Here is a 17192-nt window from a genome sequence, read left to right on the forward strand (position 1 = left end):
ATGAATTCGAGTCGAGCAATTTAGACGAAAGAGGATTTATTTCTCTGATAAACATCATATGAAACTGTAATTAACTCATAATTTTGCCTGGAATATCATTATACTATGTATTTGTGTAATTAATTCTGTCTGACTACTTACACTCTACCCACTCCTGACAGGAGTCAAAGGCAATTAGCCAATTTTCTCCATATAAACCTGTCTAAAAGTTGCTATGTCTTCTTCTAGTTTTACCTGTATATTGAGGAAAAAAAACATATTTTTATTTCCCCTGAAGCTGAGTTATTTGTGCTTGGAACCATGCCGAAGTTATAGCTAAAGCTATTAAAAATTAAAGCAATCAATTTATCAGGTGATGCTGGAGAATCTTCTTTTGTTATATCCTCCTGTTTTGCAGTTTTTAAACATCGCTTCTATTCCATAACCTTGACCGTAAATCTGGATCGCACTTTTCAAATCTGGAAGATTAGTTAGTCGATACCAAGGTTCATCTTCTTGCTTACCTTTATATTTTATTTTCCAATAAGCCACTAAGTTAAAGTGAAAGAAACCTTTATTTAGAGTTAAATTAATTTGAGGATATAATAGATAAAAAGCTGGTTGAACAGGAATGCTATTTAGTGCTTGGAATGGCTGTCTTTTTCTCTAAAAGTCGTATTACCTTTTTGACTGAGTACAAAGCTGATATGTGGACGGTGTAACCCATGTGCTAACTCTATACTATGAAATTCAAGCGTCGCCAATTATTACTAATTTATATTTTTTTTATAGCGTAATTACCGGACGTAGTACCTGTTGCTGTTCGGCTAAATTAGAAGCCCCTTGTTTATCTAACAGTGTCCAGAATATGGGAAAAGCCGTTTTTAGATAAATTGCACTTACCATTAAGACATTATATAGCGGTTCTCAAAAAAGTGAGGTATGCCCACGGAGGCCTATGCCCACGGAGGCCTATGCCCACGGAGGCCTATGCCCACGGAGGCCGCGAGAGCACCTCATGTTACTGAGAAAGGCTATACTCCTTCCACTATGTTCTATCCAATGCAATGATTAATTCAGTTCCCGCTTTGATTTGACGAGCTCTCACCTCTCTAATGATGGGGAACCTGCCTCACAACTATGCTAAGCGCTTTAATAGATAAAAACCGTTGTATGTGACGGTGGCGACTCTGCAAGTAAAATGGTAAATGGCAGAGTTGCGGCTAATCGTTCTATTCTGACTTTTTTGTGAGATTGTAACAACACGCGCGAGCATATTTAGGGTAAGTCACTGTTTTGGGTGGAGATATTTTTCAAGGATAGTGTGATAGAATGAGCGTAAGATATTATTAATCTGGGTCTTATGGTATTAACGAGACCTATCCTTTGTATCACAATTGAGCACTTTTAGTAGAGCGGTTCTCAAGCGTGGTGAGGTATCCCCTAGGCCCTATGCCCTATGCCCTATGCACGTCGGGTACCTCATGTTACGGAGAAAGGCTATATATTGAGATGTTATTGTCAATAAGCCGAGATTTTTTAGGTAAGTCTGAAGCGCGAAAACATTAGCCTGTAATGGTTTGGGGGCAATAGTTGCCCCCTGAAATATGTCTGACTAAGACGAGTAGATTTAGTTTTTAGCTATAAGTTTACATCTCAGTACGAGCTTTACAAAAATTTATACTAAGTTCGCTCGATCTGCACTGGCATAGTATTTTTCGAGCGAGAGGAGGTTTATTTGTTCTTTGTCAGCACCCGGGCTTTCTGAGCGAGCATTTTTTCGTAAATTTCGACTATTTTTATGGCCTTGTTATCCCATTCAAACTCTTTGGCTCTTTCGATACACTTGGCTGACATACTTTCCCGCAGTTTATCATCTTCTACCAGAATTTTTATTTTTTTTGTTAACTCCTGGGTGAGATACTCTCTAGAATTTGGCTCGATTTTAAAACCTGTTTCTTCAGTGACATATTCCCCAATACCGCCGTTATTTGCCACAATACAGGGCAGTCCGCAAGCCATAGCTTCGATTACCACTGCTCCGCCAAACTCTCGGACTGAAGGGAAACAAAAAATATCTGCTTTCCTGTAATAATCTAGAGTTTCTTGTTGATTTACCCATCCTGCAAAGCTGACTAGTTCGCCTAAATTAAGCTCCTTGACTCTGTTTTCCAAGCTGTTTTTTTCTGAGCCGTCTCCTACTATTGTTAAGTGTATTTTACTTTGAATAGCAGGGTCTAATTTCCCAATAGACTCTAGGAGAATATCGGGGCATTTGTACGGAACTAATCTTCCCACAAAAAGTAAATTTATCTTGTCACCTTCTTTTTTTGCTCGTTTAGCAGACATTAAAAAATCCTGGGAAATCCCATTTTCGTAAAACAGTTCTATTTTTTGATCTGAGATAGAAAACAATTCTTTTACCAAATTTAGAGTATATGTTGAACCTGCCAATATTTTGTCGGCTTTCTTGTAAGTTTCTACATACCCCGGTACTAACGCTCGACCCACAGATCTCAAAAAGTTTAAGTAACTAAATTCCTGTCTGGCTACTTCTTGAAAGCCCGGGGGAAAAGGAACACCTCCATTCACAGGTCCCAAAAGAAAAGGAGTTTGCCTGCACGCCTTGACTGCCTTGACAGGATATCTAGGTATCATCGGAGTAAGAGCGTGAACTAAATCGTAATCTCCTCTCAGGATTGGCTCTTGGAATTGCTGATAAACTTGGCGATCGAATTCTGCATATATAGGGTAGGCGAGAGCATTAGCTAAAGGCCAGTTAGTCCGATTTTGTATGGTCAGGCGTTCTACTATCATAGGGAAATATTTTTTTGTGAACTCACTCTCTTCTATATAAAAAATATTATTATACTGGTTGAGTTTTTCCAGAGGTGTTTTATTCCTATCGTGAGTAACTAGCGTGGCATCTACAAGTTTGTTAATTGCTTGAAAATATTTGTATCCCTCCAAAGGTACAGATGCCATTTCGGGATTGCACTGCTCTATAATTAGCAAAACTTTTAATTTTTTTTTGTTCATTGGTTTCTTACTTTTGGATGTAAGTTAATTTTAGTCGTTCCTACATTCTCAAAAACAGCAAACACGCTGCATTTAAGACCGATATGACTTAGGCTGCGCGATCAATAATTTTCACACTATCTGTAGGGGTGAGGTGCGCATTGCATCCTACAGATAGTGTTTGTGCGTCCAAGATTCAGCGATTCTAATTAATTATCTTAATCTAGTTAGCTGTCTTGTATTCAATCAAATTGCTGGCCTGTCCCAGCAATCGGCGTTGGTGAAATAGAATCTGACCCTGCAATTGAGTAAAACTCGCCACCACGCAAAATATAGCATAAAGCGCAGCATCCTTGGCTGGCAAATTCCGCTGCTGCTGCATCCGGCGGTAAATTCGGTAAGTAGTTAGCGGGTAGCCGGCGAGCAACCACAGGCTCCACCCGTGGGTGAACCAGGCTGTACCCAATGCTAGCACTGGCAAAACCAATCCCCAGAACCAGATGCTGAGGGTTTCTTTCCTCCAGTGGCGTTCGGGGGTGTTCCCGTGCAGCCAGAAACCCTCGGCGTAGGCGTAACCTGCTCTTTGAGAGCGCTTCGACCACTGCTCAAAACCTGTCATGTGGGCGTCGTGCAGGGTCATTTCTGCATCTAAGCGCTCGATTTTCCAGCCTTTTTGACGCAGCCGCACGCAGAGTTCCGGTTCTTCGCCGGCTATCAGTGCGGGGTTGAAGCCACCGACTTGCTCGAATGCCGAGACCCGCATCATGGAGTCGCCGCCGCAGGCTTTGGCTTCGCCGACAGGCGTGTCCCACTCGATGTCGCACAGTCGGTTGTATGCTGTGGCTTCGGGGTACCGCTCGCGGCGGCGTCCGCACACTACAGCTAATTCGGGTTTGGCTGCGAGTTCTTGCTGGGCTCTCTGGAGCCAGCCGTCAACTATTTCGCAGTCGCCGTCTACAAATTGAACAAATTCGATGTCGGGAGCTAATTGCAGCAAGCGGGCAAAGCCTTCATTTCTGCCGCGGGCTGCGGTAAAAGGTTTAGATAGGTCGAGTTCTACTGTATCGGCTCCGATCGAGCGAGCTAATTCTAAGCTGCCGTCTGTTGAGCCGGAATCGACATAAACCACGAGACCTACTTTGCCGATCGCTGACCGCAAGCACGCTCCGAGCCTCACGCCCTCATTCCGCCCGATCGCGACTAATCCAACTTTGTGCAATTGATACATAATCACTACTATCTAATAATTTAAGTATTCTTGTCTTGATTTTTTTTGGCTGCCATCATCTTCGCCGGAATGCCAACGGCAGTTTGACCTGCTGGAATGTCTGATAAAACTACGGCGTTTGCTCCGATATTTACGTCGTCTCCCAGGTAGACTTTTCCGAGGATTTTTGCACCAGCGCCGACGTTAACCCGATCGCCCAATTGAGGAGATTCTAGCGGTTTGTCCAAATAGCGGTTTCCCAGGGTTACGCCTTGGCGGATAATGCAGTCGTCGCCGATCGTACAGTTTCCGTGGATGATAATAGCGCTCTGATGTTCAATCACCACCCGGCGGCCGAGCTTCACGCTGTACGGCAAATCTATGCCGTAGGTGTTGCGGACTTTTCGGTAGAGCGCTCTGTACAGAATGCTCAACGGAGCCCGCAGCAGTTTTGGTTCTATCTGCATCCTCCAGACGCCGAACCTTTGAACTGCTACGGCCCGAAATCCCGGTTTTGTCCAGTCGCGTCCGTGAGCGTTCCAGTCTTCTTTGATTTGTTGCCACAGTCCCAATTTTGGGGTTTCTATTTGATTGGCAGTTTCTGTGATTGGCGGCTGCGCTACCATAATTTATTACCCTATTTTTTTACTTATTTGATTTTCTCTTCACCCAAATATTCTAGTGCCATTCGCAGAGAATTTATATCGATTTGGGTGCGAGTCCCAGCAAAAGCTCCTGCTTCTTGCTTGAAATCAAGTGTGCCAATTACATCTTCTTTGACACTCCCCGCCCTATAAGGACGGGGATTCTTTCATCGCCGGGAGCGCAATCGCTTTACCCTCAGAAAGCATCACAGGCGGTGTGTCCCACGGCTGCAAGTCCTCGAATGAGAACTACTTGAGCGGCTGCAACGTCTCTATCCATCGTATAGTCGCCATGTTGGCACGAATGAATACGCTCGGAGAGCTGCTTCTTGCCCGTCTCGACTAAGCACTTAGGACATATGTGACTGGTTTTCTTGCTGTCAACCTTAAGAAAGAACACTCCGCGTTTGCCACAGCACTGCTCTAATACTTGAAAAAATTGTCCCCATCCAGCGTCTAAGCAGTGCTTCCCTAAGAAGCCTCGCACCTTACCTGGAGTTTCAAATCTTCCACAAATATCATCCCCGCCCAATCGCAGAGATTGTGAGCTACGAGCCAGTAGTAGTTTTTCCGAGTATTTGCAATTCCTTCGTGCAGTTGGCTGACTTTAACTTGCGCTTTCTTGCGGTTATTCGACCCCTTAACTTTTCAAAGGTACTCTCTGTTGCAGTAATCTAAGCTTGCGTTCGAGCTTCTTGAAAGGTCTGGGATTGGGGAACAACTTACCGTTAGAAACCGCAGCCAAGTGACTGATTCCAACGTCTACTCCAAGTGCTTCGCCATCTGGCATGACATCTGGAACGGATACATCCCACTGCAATGTCAACATGGCAAACCATCCGCTAGCACGTCTGACTATCCGAACCTGTTTTAGCTTGGTGCCATCAGGAATAGAACGCGATTGGCCCAACTTGAGCCAGCCAATTACAGGTAGCTTGATAGCGCCATCTCTTACGGCATCTATCCCAACTTGAGGAAAAACGAAAGAGCCCATGGTTCTACACTTCTTGAATCGAGGGAAACCATGTCCTTGCTCCCAGATGCTGACGAATGCTTGTTCTAACCGACGAAGCGTCTGTTGTAGAACTTGAGATTGCACTCGCGATCGGGTTGCCAGAAGTTTTCCTATAGGCTGTTAATGTCTTGCATTGACTCGCATAAGTAGGGCGTTTGGTTTCTGCTGGAATAATGTATTCGGACTGGAGAGAACAAGCATTTATCTGACAGCTAGGAGATTTAAACCAATCTTTGCGCTCGGCTAATGCATAGTTGTAGACGCGCCAATATTGTTCGAGCCAGTCTTCAAATCGGGCAACTTGCGCGCTCTGTGGGTTTTAGTTTGTATTCGTATGTAAGACTAAACACTTGCATCACCTCCTCTTTTTACTATAGCTTAAAAAACGTTGCATCGCTTCTTAAGCGATAGTATTTAAAGAGAAAGCCGTCCTAGAAGGACGGGGCTTTAAACCCAATTTTTCGGTAAGGTGCGGTGTGCATGGCCAGGTCTGTATGGCGTGAATGCCGAGCCAGGTCGAGGGAAGTCTGGCTGTAGAAAGATGACGGTGGCGCGAGTCTACAATTCCCCGGTGGTTTTTTCTTCTTAGGCGAACGTGGCTACTTGAGGAAAGACTTCAAATTCACTCGTGCAGCCTGCGTCCAACAGAAAATCGTCTAATTGAGACAGTCACCAAGCCTGAAAATGCTGCCCAATCTCAGGGTCACAGGCGCTCGTCATTCCCCTATAAGTTCCGTGAAATACCTAGCACTGACCTTCGGTGAGCGTGTAGGCTTCGTGTATCATCTGCCGTTGCGGGCGTTGGGTATCTCATTACTGAGATTCGTCACTGAAGACGATCCGAGTCTGACACTGCATAAGAAAGCTTTGCAGCCTTTATCCCTTCTTCGGGAACCCAGGCATTCGTCCTGTTTCCCAAGACCAAAAACTGTTTTCGTACAAGAAACATGGTTTATATTTTACGGTAGGGCGTTACCTTGCTTTCCCAGCGGTCTGTTTTTTCCCCCTTTCTCTGGCAGTTATCCTTGGTAAGCATACTACTGCTACTGTAACCTGTTGTTTTCAGTCGAGTGGGTGGGTCGCAACCACTTATATATTACAGGTTTTTTTGCTAGAGAAACAGTAAATTGTCGCTCTTTTTCATATACCTTGCTTGGCTTATATCCCAACGCCCAATTGAGTACAATTACAGCGTGGGACTTACGCCAATTGAGTTAAAATTTATCAAGTTTCGTAGAATCCCAATAGATGTGACTCACTTTTACCGACACCGTGTACACTGCCCAAAGCCCTTCGGACAACCGCTAAAATATTGTAATAAACCTTCTTGGAGGCAAAAATAAAATTATTTAGCTTTGGGATAATTCAAGAAAATAATTTCGCCCAAAAAGTTCTTAGTTACGGTTTGAAACAAAGTCTCAACACTCCAAGGTTCCCGATACAACTCAGCTACATATTCAGCACTGGCAATAGTTTGAGGTAGACTTGTGAGTAAGGCAATTTCTCCCTTACCATCACGAGTAGCTGTTTTCAACCGGACTACCAACCGTCGTACTTTCAAACCGTTACCCCCATAAGTGAGAGCAACTGTTTGTTCACTCAACAGAGCCAGTTTCTACATCACGCAAGGAATTGCAATTCACTGATTGCTCGCTGTGGCAGAGTTTTATGTTCTCGGCTCAAAAAGTCAGAAGAAGCTGTAGATATACCAAAGAGAAACCCTTGGGTACACATAGGGCGATCGGCAATCCATAATTCACCAGCTTTGATAGTGTGCAACACCGACTCAAATAAAGAACGTTCATGAGCATGACCATCTTCACAGGGAAACACATCAATAGCCATGCGTAATTCGGGATCTAGGACCACCGGCATACTTTCCAGGTAAAGCTTTCGCTGCATAGGGTTTCATGGTTTCTAGACGATAATCTGTTGCAGCTAAACAGTTACCATCAATGATTCGCTCGTTGATAAAAAGCTAGTAACTTGGGTGGACAGCCTCCCAAAAGCTGCATCAAAGTAGTCATAGATGTGGCAGTTTCTCGTAACAGGCTTTTCATAGACCACTTCAATAACATAAGATGCCACTCTGGGTACTATTGGCACCTCTACGACATCCAAAGCTCTTGTCCGAACAATTATGTTAGTTTGAGACTTGTGCAACAATCCATTATTCTTGTTTTTCCCTCTCTGGCAATTAGATTGAGTGTCCTACACCAAGAGATTGCGGTCACAAGTTTTATGCTTGTATTTAGGAATTTGAGGTGCCCTTTGGAACTGGCTGCTGTCCTCAAGGTATGCAAGTGTTGCCTCTTTCCATGCCGACCAATCGTGAATAACCTGCTTAATAACCTGATTGCTGATCTTAGCTGATCAGGCATGATCAGCTTCTGTCGGCTTGAGGATGGCATATAAAGGGAAGGCATTGATGGGTGTTCTGGTGGATTCCCACCATTTGAATCTCTCCCCTAATCCGTAGTTGTATTGCCGACGGCAAAGTTCGAGGTGAGTGGCTATCGTTACCTTTTGATGTTTAGTGGTTTTTAGCCTGTACTTGTAGGTGAGTTGCATAAACTGCCTTTTTTCGACCTAGTTACCATATACTATATTTCGTCACATTGTTATGATTGTATTACTGTTGCAACGTGCAAGAAAGTACATTGAAAATCAGGATGCTCCCGAAATATAATTGGGCAGCTTCCTAACAAAGAGGACAGCCACGCCTTTGATCAAGAGGCGTGGATTCGGGGTACGGAGGGGAAGAAGGCCTCCTTTGACGGAAAGCAGCCAGGGTACAAGCCCCCGGATTCATTCGTGGAGCGAGAAAAAAGCTCCGAATCCTCATCACGAACCCCCGGATTTATCAGTGGGGTCGCTTTCTTCAATTCTTTAATCTAAAATCTAAAATCTAAAATCTAAAATCGATTGACTCCTCTCTAAATACACGCCTTGGACGAATTGGCTGTTAGTTAACTATAAGTCGCGGCATTTGCTTCTGGTTTCGTCAGCTCAACCGCCAAACTGACACCAGTTTAAAAAAAGAATGCAATTCTAGGCAAGATCCCAACTCTTAGCTCATCATTCATTCCCAATTCTAAAATCTCAAATCTAAAATCTAAAATGGTATGATTCAGCAGTAAAATCGCTATCGCCGTGAAAACACCCCCATTCAAGCCGTCAGTCAAGGCTGTGGAGTCAATCTCAAATCTCAAATCGCAAATCGACTGACACAATTCTTAATAAAATTAAGATCGCTCAAAGCCTTATAAATCCGTTATGCAATCCCCTTCAACCGCCATATATTTTTATGATTTTGCGGAGTTTTGCGGTGCAAACCTTACTTGGGAATAGTTTCAGCTTTTTGGCTCTCTAACAACGAGCCAATTTTAGTGAGATAGAATAGCAGCATCTTTAAAATCAGTATAAACATGAGTTCATCAACCGTCCTACAAAGCATCGAAAAGCACATTCCCATCGTGGGAGATGTGCATACCAAAAGTCCGATCGCCTACGGAGCAACCCGCCTCGCAGTCAGTGCAGTTAACACGCTGCAAATGGCAGTAGCAGAGTCTTACATCAACGGCTTAGAAGTCCCAGATTCAGTATTGCGATCGCTTTTTGATACCTGTATGCCGGTATTTTTTAAGCATTGTCCGTCCCTGCTTGCCCCTTACGAATGGGTACTGACAGAAACAGATCGTACCGCCGAAGGGCCCCGGGATTTAATGAAAATTCAGTACGACTTGCCTCAAGCAATGCTGAATCGGATGTTAGGCGACGGCAAACTCATTTATCCTAAATACAGCATGGGGTTGTGGGAAAAAGGAGCGGCTAACCTTGAACAATCGCAAATGCAGATGATTGATGATGTGATTGAGAAGCTAGACATTCAGGATGGCGATCGAATTTTAGACTTTGGCTGCGGTTGGGGTTGCGTCCCCAATTACATTCTTGCCAAATTCCCCAATGTCACCTTTACGGGGATTAACTTGAGCCACCACCAATGCGAGTATATGCGTCAGAAGATGCAAGACCCCGAAAGCTACCTCAGTTCCGGTCGATTTACCCTATATGAAGGCGATTTGAACGACGCCCAATTTGACACAAAATTTGACAAAATTCTCTCCATAGGTGTTTTTTGTCATGTAGGTAATTTAACGCAAGCTTTCCAAAAGCTTGCCTCTTTCCTGAAGGATAACGGCAAAGTTTTCATTCACATCATCACAGTTCGCACTCCCAACAATATATCCAGCGTTTTCACCCACAAATACATTTTCCCTCACGGCCGTTACTGGAAATACGATGCCGTTCCCAGCCACAACAAAGACCTCAAAACCATAAAAAACTGGTATCTCAACGGATACAATTACTCCACAACCTTTGCTAACTGGCTGAAAAACTTTGATGATTCTCAGGCAATAGTCAAAGATTTAGACTACGGCATCGACTATGCCAAATTTCGCCGTATCTGGCGGTTTTACTTGATGTGGTTTGTGGCTAATTTCGCGAGTTGCGATGGTGAATATAACGGCAACGGCCAATATTTAATGGTTCGTGCCTAACCGCTAATCAGTAGGCCAAGCTCACAAAGCTCAAAAAACCGAACACCCCGAACCTCGACTTCTCAAATAAGTCGAGGTTCTCATGTGCAAGCTACTTATCCGGAGAATGAAACCGTTCTATGTCAATTTAGGGCTATAGACAAGTGTTGCCTTCTTTTGAGGAATTTTTCTGAGTTCAAAAAAATCCGGAATAGGACGATCGATCGGCGAAGAATATCTATATCAAGCCTGATTCTAGGCGCACAATAGTTTTTAAATTCCATCGTCGATCGCTAGTGACTATCTCCGAGCTTTTACTACAAAAAAAGGGTTGATTTATACAATGGTAGACAAAATGAAACCTTCTCTTCCTCAAGACGATCCGAACCAAGAACAGCGCCGCGATTCCTTGAATCGCCAGCAACAAGCTTATCAGTTTGACTTTGAGAGTTTATCACCTTTGGCATTATTGAAAGATGTGCCACCAGTCGAGAACTTTTCGAGCAAGTATATTGGAGAGCGGATACTAGCAACATCGGAACTTCCAGGAAATATGCTGGCGACCGATTCGAGAACTTTTCTCGATCCTCTCGACGAGCTCCAAGATTATGAAGACTTCTTTACTCTGCTGCCGCTACCTGCTGTTGCCAAAATCTTCCAAACCGATCGCTCTTTTGCAGAACAGCGCCTGTCAGGAGCAAATCCGATGGTGCTTCGCCTGTTAGATGCTAGCGATCCTCGGGCACAAACACTGGCACAAATTTCCGGTTTGCACCCGTTATTCGATCTGCATCAAGAGTTGCAGCAAAAAAACATTTACGTTGCCGATTACACGGGTACTGACCAACACTATCGCGCGCCTTCAAAAATAGGAGGCGGAAGCTATGAAAAAGGCAGAAAATACTTGCCAAAACCGCGGGCTTTTTTCGCTTGGCGGTGGAGGGGAATTAGCGATCGCGGTGCAATGACACCGATTGCCATTCAACTAGATCCCAACCCAAATAGCCATCTGTACACCCCATCCGATCCTCCTGTCGATTGGCTGTTTGCGAAACTCTGCGTGCAAGTAGCAGATGCCAATCACCACGAAATGAGCTCGCATTTAGGTCGAACTCATCTGGTGATGGAACCAATCGCGATCGTCACCGCCCGACAGTTGGCTAAAAATCACCCGCTGAGCCTACTGCTGAAACCGCACTTTCGCTTTATGTTGACCAACAACAAGCTGGCGCGTTCTTATTTGATCGCGGACAACGGGCCCGTCGATGAATTGCTAGGCGGCACCTTGCCAGAGACAATAGAAATAAGTAGAGAGGCCTGCAGTACGTGGAGTCTCGATCAATTTGCCTTGCCCACTGAACTGAAAAATCGGGGAATGGATGACCCAAATCAACTTCCTCACTACCCTTACCGAGATGATGGATTGCTGCTGTGGAATGCGATTCAAACCTTTGTATCTGGCTATCTCAAATTCTTTTACCCGACTCCGGGGGCGATCGCCCAAGATGTGGAATTGCAAACCTGGGCCAAAGAATTAGCTTCGGCTAAGGGCGGTAAAGTCAAAGGAATGCCAAGCAAAATCAACACAGTTGAACAATTAATTGCCATTGTCACAACTATAATTTTCACCTGCGGTCCGCAGCATTCAGCAGTCAATTTTCCCCAGTATGACTACATGAGTTTTGCCGCCAATATGCCCTTGGCAGCCTACCGGGACATTCCTAGAATTACTGCTTCGGGTAATCTAGAAGTGATTACGGAAAAGGACATTTTACGATTGCTTCCTCCGTACAAGCGAGCGGCTGAACAACTGAAAATTATGTTTGTTTTGTCAGCTTATCGATATGACCGTTTGGGTTTTTACGATAAATCTTTCCGAGAACTCTACGGGATGAGCTTCAAGGAAGTTTTTGGGGGAACGCCGATCGAACTTTTAGCTAGAGAGTTCCAGCAAAATTTGAATATAGCAGAACAAAACATTGATGCCAACAATCAAAAACGAGTAATCCCTTACTTTTCTCTCAAGCCTTCGTTGGTGCTCAATAGCATCAGTATCTAGAATTAAAAATTCAGGACAATATCTGAACGTAGGGTGCGCAGTGCGCACCTTACTCTCTATTAGCCGTTTTTGAATTCTTCCACAATCGAGCAATTCACGGTCATTGTACCAGAGGAATCAGTGAAGGTGACTTGATCTTGATAATGTCGTGGGGTTTCCATCAGTAACCGCCAAGCTTGGCCAGCATCGATTAAATTCATCTGATTGGGATAGTGAATTTGCAACAACTCTTGCACCATTGGGTAATAGTTTGAGTTGATGCTGGGGAAAATATGATGCTCTGTGTGGTGAGAAAAATTAAAGTGCAGCAGGTCAATTATTTTAGGAACCCGCAGCGAAGCACTATTGATCAGCGGGTCATTAATGCTAGTCATCCGGCAACCCATGTGGTTGGTATAGATGTAAAACATTGCTCCTGCATGACCAATTGCGATCGGCAAAATGTAGGCAAGAGCAATTTTTATCGGGTTAAATTCTAGGTAGAATAAGACGCCCAGATGAATTCCTAAGATTCCCAGACATTCCAGGGCGATCTTCAATCTATCTTTAGGACTAACTGTAAAGGCAGCCGGTACATAATCAACGGATTTATCATTAAATAACAGTACCGAGGACACGTTGCGAAAATTATGTACTGCCCACGAGCCCGCCATTCCTACAATTAACCACAGCGGATTGACTTCCACCGAGGGTACAAATAGGTTTTGAATCCATTTTCCCCAAGTATCGGGCTGCTGGTACAGGTAGTTGCGATCGGGATCGGCTAAGGAATTGGTGTTATTGTGGTGTACGAGGTTGTGCAGAGATTTCCACTGAGTAGGTGGCATCAATAGCATACTTAGCCCTAAAAAGGCGATCGGATAAGTCAGGCGAGACTTTTTCTGGACGCTACCGTGCATCAGGTCGTGGGAGCTAAATAGCAAAACTATGATACTATTGCCCATAATCGCGGCTAAGGGTAAGTAAAGCCATAAAAGATACACAGGCCAGCGATCGAGCTCATCGGCAATTCCCCATCCCAGCAACAAAATTCCCAGATTGATTAACAGTATTGCTAACTTGCTAGGATCTGGTTCAAAGGCTTGTGAGGGCAGAAGCGGACGCAATTTTTTAGCATATACCGATTGATGAGTTAGCGTTTCCTCCTCTACAGTCTCGTCTAAAGAAATGAGCATTTTTTCTGAATTCATTCTTTTCTAATAACACCCTAATGTCAGTCAGATTATTTTCCCTGTATTCATTATATCGGTTTGGAGGGTGTTTAAGATTATAAAAATATTTTTTGAAGATAGTTACAACTGTGATCCTGATATTTTTAGGAATTACGCACGGGTAGTCAAAAACCGAGTTTTTTTACGAAAATACTTCGTCATAGCCCACCGAACTTTAAAAACCCAGTTATGAAGGTCTTGATGCGTAAGTCCGGATTTTATATCATATCCTGCCGATTTCTGATATGTCCGAAGAGCACACAACGCCTTGAAGTGAAGTAATCGCAGGGATTTGAGACTGCTTTTCTCTGCTGTTGCAAACGCGGCGCTGCCGACAAGTATTTAGACAGACATGATCTGACAGGATTATGTAATTGCTGTGTACTTGGTATGACAGGATTATGTGATTGCTGTGTACTTGGTATGACAGGATTTCCCGCTTAATTTATTACGCTAAAATGTATCATATTTCTGTAGGTTCTGCATCTATTCTTTTTACTTTCACTGTCAAAAAAAGATCTTTAAATCTGCCTGTAGAATCAAGTTAATATTAAATCATCTTCTTCAATTGTATGACTTATATCATGTCCGATCGATTAACCATAATATCTCGGTCGGGGCGGTTTTTTGAGATGGTCAATTATTGGCAGGTATTGTTGGTGAGGGGAGCCCCTACAAAAATCGCGGTCCCTCGACCGGACATGATATTACGCACTCCGAACAAAGAAACCGGGTTTTTAAAGATATTGAGGGTTTTAACCAGATATTGTGGTTGAAAAACCAAGTTTCTGACTTCCTGTGCGTAAGTCATGCAATTGACCGATACAGCCGTGGTTTCAATTTCCCACGAAGGTGCCATATACTTAAATTCAATTCAAGAGTCAAACCGCAGGACATAAGTCACTAAAATAGTCCGTTACCTTGAACTATTTCTTTAATTGTCGTCAGGGTATCTAACCCGATCAATCCTCGACGATAACCTTTTTGGTTGGACATTCCCAAAAATATCGCATCTCCCCGATTTTGATAACGCCAAAACCGAGGCGAGGCATTAATAAAAGTTGAGGCGCTGTTAACATCCAGAGCAAATTGGCGACTTTCTAAGTAAGATTCAGTGGCGATGCAGTCAGCGTGGCCGCTGCTGTTGCGGTTGATCCAGCCGATCGCAATCTCTAAACTATCGACAACTTTAAAGGCTATGGTTTTGTTTAAATAAGGTTGAGTCCACTCGTATGGTTCCGCCAGCTTCAAGTCTGGGAAATCTGCGACGAGATCTGCATCTGCGCTAATTTGAAAGCCTTTTTCTTTTAAAGTGTTCCACAGCCTGACTAAGGAAGAAGGCTTTTGGTTGCGATCGATCAGCACTTTCTCGATCGCGTTAACAGGATCTGGCACGCTTTGATGGCTATCCAAAATCATCCACCTTGCCATCTCCAAACTGCCAGTCGGCGACCAATAAAGGTAACAATTGCCCATTGCCGACCTCAACACGGGTGCTGTGCACAACCTTACAACCTGCTGCACCAAACTCGGCCTGCCGTAGGGAATAATTAAATTGAGATATTGGTCTTGAGTGACCAATTCTCGAATCGCAGCGCCCCGATCCGGCGCCAGTACCTGCAAACATCCTGATGGCAAACCGACCTCATCGATCGCCGACACCAAAGCTTCTCCAATTACAGCATTAGTTTGCCAGCTTTCGCTCCCACCTTTGAGAATCAAACTGTTAGCGCTTTTGAGACACAAACCGGCTGCGATCGCCCCCAACTCCGGAAACGCCTCGTAAATTAGAGCGATCGCCCCCAGTGGCAGCGACTGACAGTAAACCTGACACCGATCGACCTGATAAGAAGCATTGATCACCCGGCCGATCGGATCTGGCATTTCCCCCAGCCGTTCGAGAATTTGCACAGTTGTCTTGATCCGTTCCGGCGTCAGCTTCAGCCACTCGACAATCAAGTCGGGAATCGCCATGTCCCGACTCGCTTCTAGATCCAGAGTATTTGCTTCTAAAATTTCATTTTGCCGACGTTTCAGCGAACCCGCCATCGCCTGCAAAGCGGCAGCGCGATCCGTACTCTTTGTCGCGGCCAGATCCAAAGAAGCTTGATAAGCCCGGCGGGCGACATTTGCCGCATCTGATGAATGGCTAAAATCCTCTATTATCATCTAGCTAACGCCTGTAAGCCAGCCATACCATCAGCGCCGGCAGCATTGCTAGCAGCACGGCGACCATCGCCCACAGAATAATATTCGGGCCCGGCGAGTGCAGCGCCAAGGGCAACCAAATCACTAGCGGCACCAATATCATACCCAAAGCCAGTGGCAAGTAATGCGCCTTCAAACCCGGATGCGCTCTATTCCACTGGTGGCCTGTCCACCGCCAAGCCTGCTTGTAAGGATAGTTTGTTGATAGTTGCTCGATGACGTGTCCGCTTTCCTCCAATACAAATATTTGCTGACAGCGGTTGCAGCCAAAGGCTTCTGTCAACGTTATGGGCACGAGACGACCCCGCCGCCGGCAAGGACAGGGGTACTCATCGTTTAAGTCAATTTTTGGAGCTTTTTGAGATGGCACGAGCGATCGGATAAAAAAAGCGTTTTTGCAAAAATAAGCGTTAATATGCACTTAATCAAACTTGTCAGTTCTGCCCGATCGAGGCTTTCAACTGCGTGTTCCGAGCGAGCGCCCTAGTGGCAATTTTGACTTGCAAGTTTTCTACTCCACTTTACCACTAACTTAGGTATTTTCAACCATCCTTAGAAGTATACCGAAAACTTTCTTGCTCTACTTTCCGGTTTTCTTTAGCGGTTTTCTTGAGCTTTTTTTAAGCTTCTAAAGCGGGTGACGCGATTCGAACGCGCGACATTCACCTTGGCAAGGTGACGCTCTACCACTGAGCTATACCCGCACTTTTAACGTGCAAAACTCACTATCTCAAATTTCTCAGAGTTTGTCAAGCTTTTTGCCCAAACTATTCCGCCGCCAATTCACTTAGCTGCGCTGAGGCACTTTTTAAGGACGATGGCAATTGACTATAATCGCTGTTGGAGCGCATACTACGCATTAAACTTGCCATTTCTAGCGCATTCATGGCATAATCCCAGCCTTTATTGCTTTTAATGCCTGCTCTTTCCATCGCTTGCTGCATAGTATCAGTAGTCAAAATCCCAAAAATTACCGGGACTCCCGTTTGAAACCCAATGGCGGCAATACCTTTAGCCACTTCTCCAGCTACGTAGTCAAAATGGGGAGTTTGACCTTTAATGACCGCACCTAAACAAATAATCGCATCATAGCGCTGAGTCAAAGCTACTTGATGGGCGACTAAAGGAACTTCAAAGCTACCAGGAACCCAAAAATAATCTACTTGAGTCCCGTGAGGATTGGGATCTACACCGTGACGTTTTAAACAGTCTTGACAGCCTTCTAAGAGCTTAGTTGTGATTAAGTCATTGAATCGTCCAATCACTATTGCTAGTCGTAACGGTTCGGTTTGGGTAAAAGTCCCCTCAAA

At 44.5% G+C, this 17192-nt stretch carries 16 protein-coding genes and 1 tRNA gene; 2 read left to right on the plus strand and 15 right to left on the minus strand.

Annotated features, from left to right (window positions below; genetic code table 11):
* Positions 1–348: 348 nt before the first annotated feature.
* The 10 genes from ACUVJL_RS31285 to ACUVJL_RS31330 form a co-directional block, all read right to left on the minus strand.
* Positions 349–531 (minus strand): hypothetical protein, encoded by a 183-nt coding sequence (locus ACUVJL_RS31285; protein ID WP_445249391.1) that lies wholly within the window; start codon positions 529–531, stop codon positions 349–351.
* Between the two features lie 1182 nt (positions 532–1713).
* Positions 1714–3018 (minus strand): glycosyltransferase family 4 protein, encoded by a 1305-nt coding sequence (locus ACUVJL_RS31290; RefSeq protein WP_445249392.1) that lies wholly within the window; start codon positions 3016–3018, stop codon positions 1714–1716.
* Between the two features lie 202 nt (positions 3019–3220).
* On the minus strand, positions 3221–4216 hold the full coding sequence (locus ACUVJL_RS31295; protein WP_445249404.1) for a glycosyltransferase: 996 nt from the start codon (positions 4214–4216) through the stop codon (positions 3221–3223).
* A gap of 29 nt (positions 4217–4245) precedes the next feature.
* Positions 4246–4830 carry a serine O-acetyltransferase gene (locus ACUVJL_RS31300; RefSeq protein WP_445249393.1) on the minus strand — a complete coding sequence of 195 codons (585 nt, stop codon included), beginning with the start codon at positions 4828–4830 and terminating at the stop codon, positions 4246–4248.
* A gap of 214 nt (positions 4831–5044) precedes the next feature.
* Positions 5045–5335 carry a zinc ribbon domain-containing protein gene (locus ACUVJL_RS31305; RefSeq protein ID WP_445249394.1) on the minus strand — a complete coding sequence of 97 codons (291 nt, stop codon included), beginning with the start codon at positions 5333–5335 and terminating at the stop codon, positions 5045–5047.
* Positions 5320–5445 (minus strand): hypothetical protein, encoded by a 126-nt coding sequence (locus ACUVJL_RS31310; protein WP_445249405.1) that lies wholly within the window; start codon positions 5443–5445, stop codon positions 5320–5322. Before ACUVJL_RS31310 ends, ACUVJL_RS31305 begins: the two co-directional genes overlap by 16 nt.
* Before the next feature lie 43 nt (positions 5446–5488).
* Positions 5489–5842: an RNA-guided endonuclease InsQ/TnpB family protein gene (locus ACUVJL_RS31315; RefSeq protein ID WP_445249395.1), complete on the minus strand. Its 354-nt coding sequence runs from the start codon at positions 5840–5842 to the stop codon at positions 5489–5491.
* Between the two features lie 1366 nt (positions 5843–7208).
* Positions 7209–7466 (minus strand): hypothetical protein, encoded by a 258-nt coding sequence (locus ACUVJL_RS31320; RefSeq protein WP_445249396.1) that lies wholly within the window; start codon positions 7464–7466, stop codon positions 7209–7211.
* Between the two features lie 17 nt (positions 7467–7483).
* Complete coding sequence (locus tag ACUVJL_RS31325; RefSeq protein ID WP_445249397.1) at positions 7484–7732, minus strand: hypothetical protein; 249 nt, start codon at positions 7730–7732, stop codon at positions 7484–7486.
* Between the two features lie 504 nt (positions 7733–8236).
* Complete coding sequence (locus ACUVJL_RS31330) at positions 8237–8434, minus strand: helix-turn-helix domain-containing protein (RefSeq protein ID WP_445249398.1); 198 nt, start codon at positions 8432–8434, stop codon at positions 8237–8239.
* An 857-nt stretch (positions 8435–9291) separates the two neighbouring features.
* On the opposite strand from ACUVJL_RS31330, the gene ACUVJL_RS31335 reads away from it, so the two are divergent.
* Positions 9292–10425 (plus strand): SAM-dependent methyltransferase, encoded by a 1134-nt coding sequence (locus ACUVJL_RS31335; RefSeq protein ID WP_445249399.1) that lies wholly within the window; start codon positions 9292–9294, stop codon positions 10423–10425.
* A gap of 334 nt (positions 10426–10759) precedes the next feature.
* Positions 10760–12463: a lipoxygenase family protein gene (locus tag ACUVJL_RS31340; RefSeq protein ID WP_445249400.1), complete on the plus strand. Its 1704-nt coding sequence runs from the start codon at positions 10760–10762 to the stop codon at positions 12461–12463.
* A 59-nt stretch (positions 12464–12522) separates the two neighbouring features.
* Here ACUVJL_RS31340 and ACUVJL_RS31345 read toward each other — a convergent pair whose 3' ends face one another.
* The 5 genes from ACUVJL_RS31345 to ribH form a co-directional block, all read right to left on the minus strand.
* A complete protein-coding gene (locus tag ACUVJL_RS31345) occupies positions 12523–13653 on the minus strand; it encodes a fatty acid desaturase family protein (RefSeq protein WP_445249401.1) in 1131 nt (376 codons plus the stop codon).
* A gap of 924 nt (positions 13654–14577) precedes the next feature.
* Entirely contained in the window at positions 14578–15843 is a 1266-nt protein-coding gene (locus ACUVJL_RS31350; protein WP_445249402.1) for a glutamate-5-semialdehyde dehydrogenase, read from the minus strand.
* Positions 15844–15847: 4 nt separating this feature from the next.
* Positions 15848–16252 (minus strand): hypothetical protein, encoded by a 405-nt coding sequence (locus ACUVJL_RS31355; protein ID WP_172188978.1) that lies wholly within the window; start codon positions 16250–16252, stop codon positions 15848–15850.
* A gap of 262 nt (positions 16253–16514) precedes the next feature.
* A tRNA-Gly gene (locus ACUVJL_RS31360) sits at positions 16515–16586 on the minus strand.
* 63 nt (positions 16587–16649) lie between these two features.
* A partial coding sequence (gene ribH / locus ACUVJL_RS31365; RefSeq protein ID WP_445249403.1) for a 6,7-dimethyl-8-ribityllumazine synthase occupies positions 16650–17192 on the minus strand: 543 nt, incomplete at its 5' end.

This window comes from Microcoleus sp. OTE_8_concoct_300 (assembly GCF_031383065.1).
Lineage (GTDB): Bacteria > Cyanobacteriota > Cyanobacteriia > Cyanobacteriales > Microcoleaceae > Microcoleus.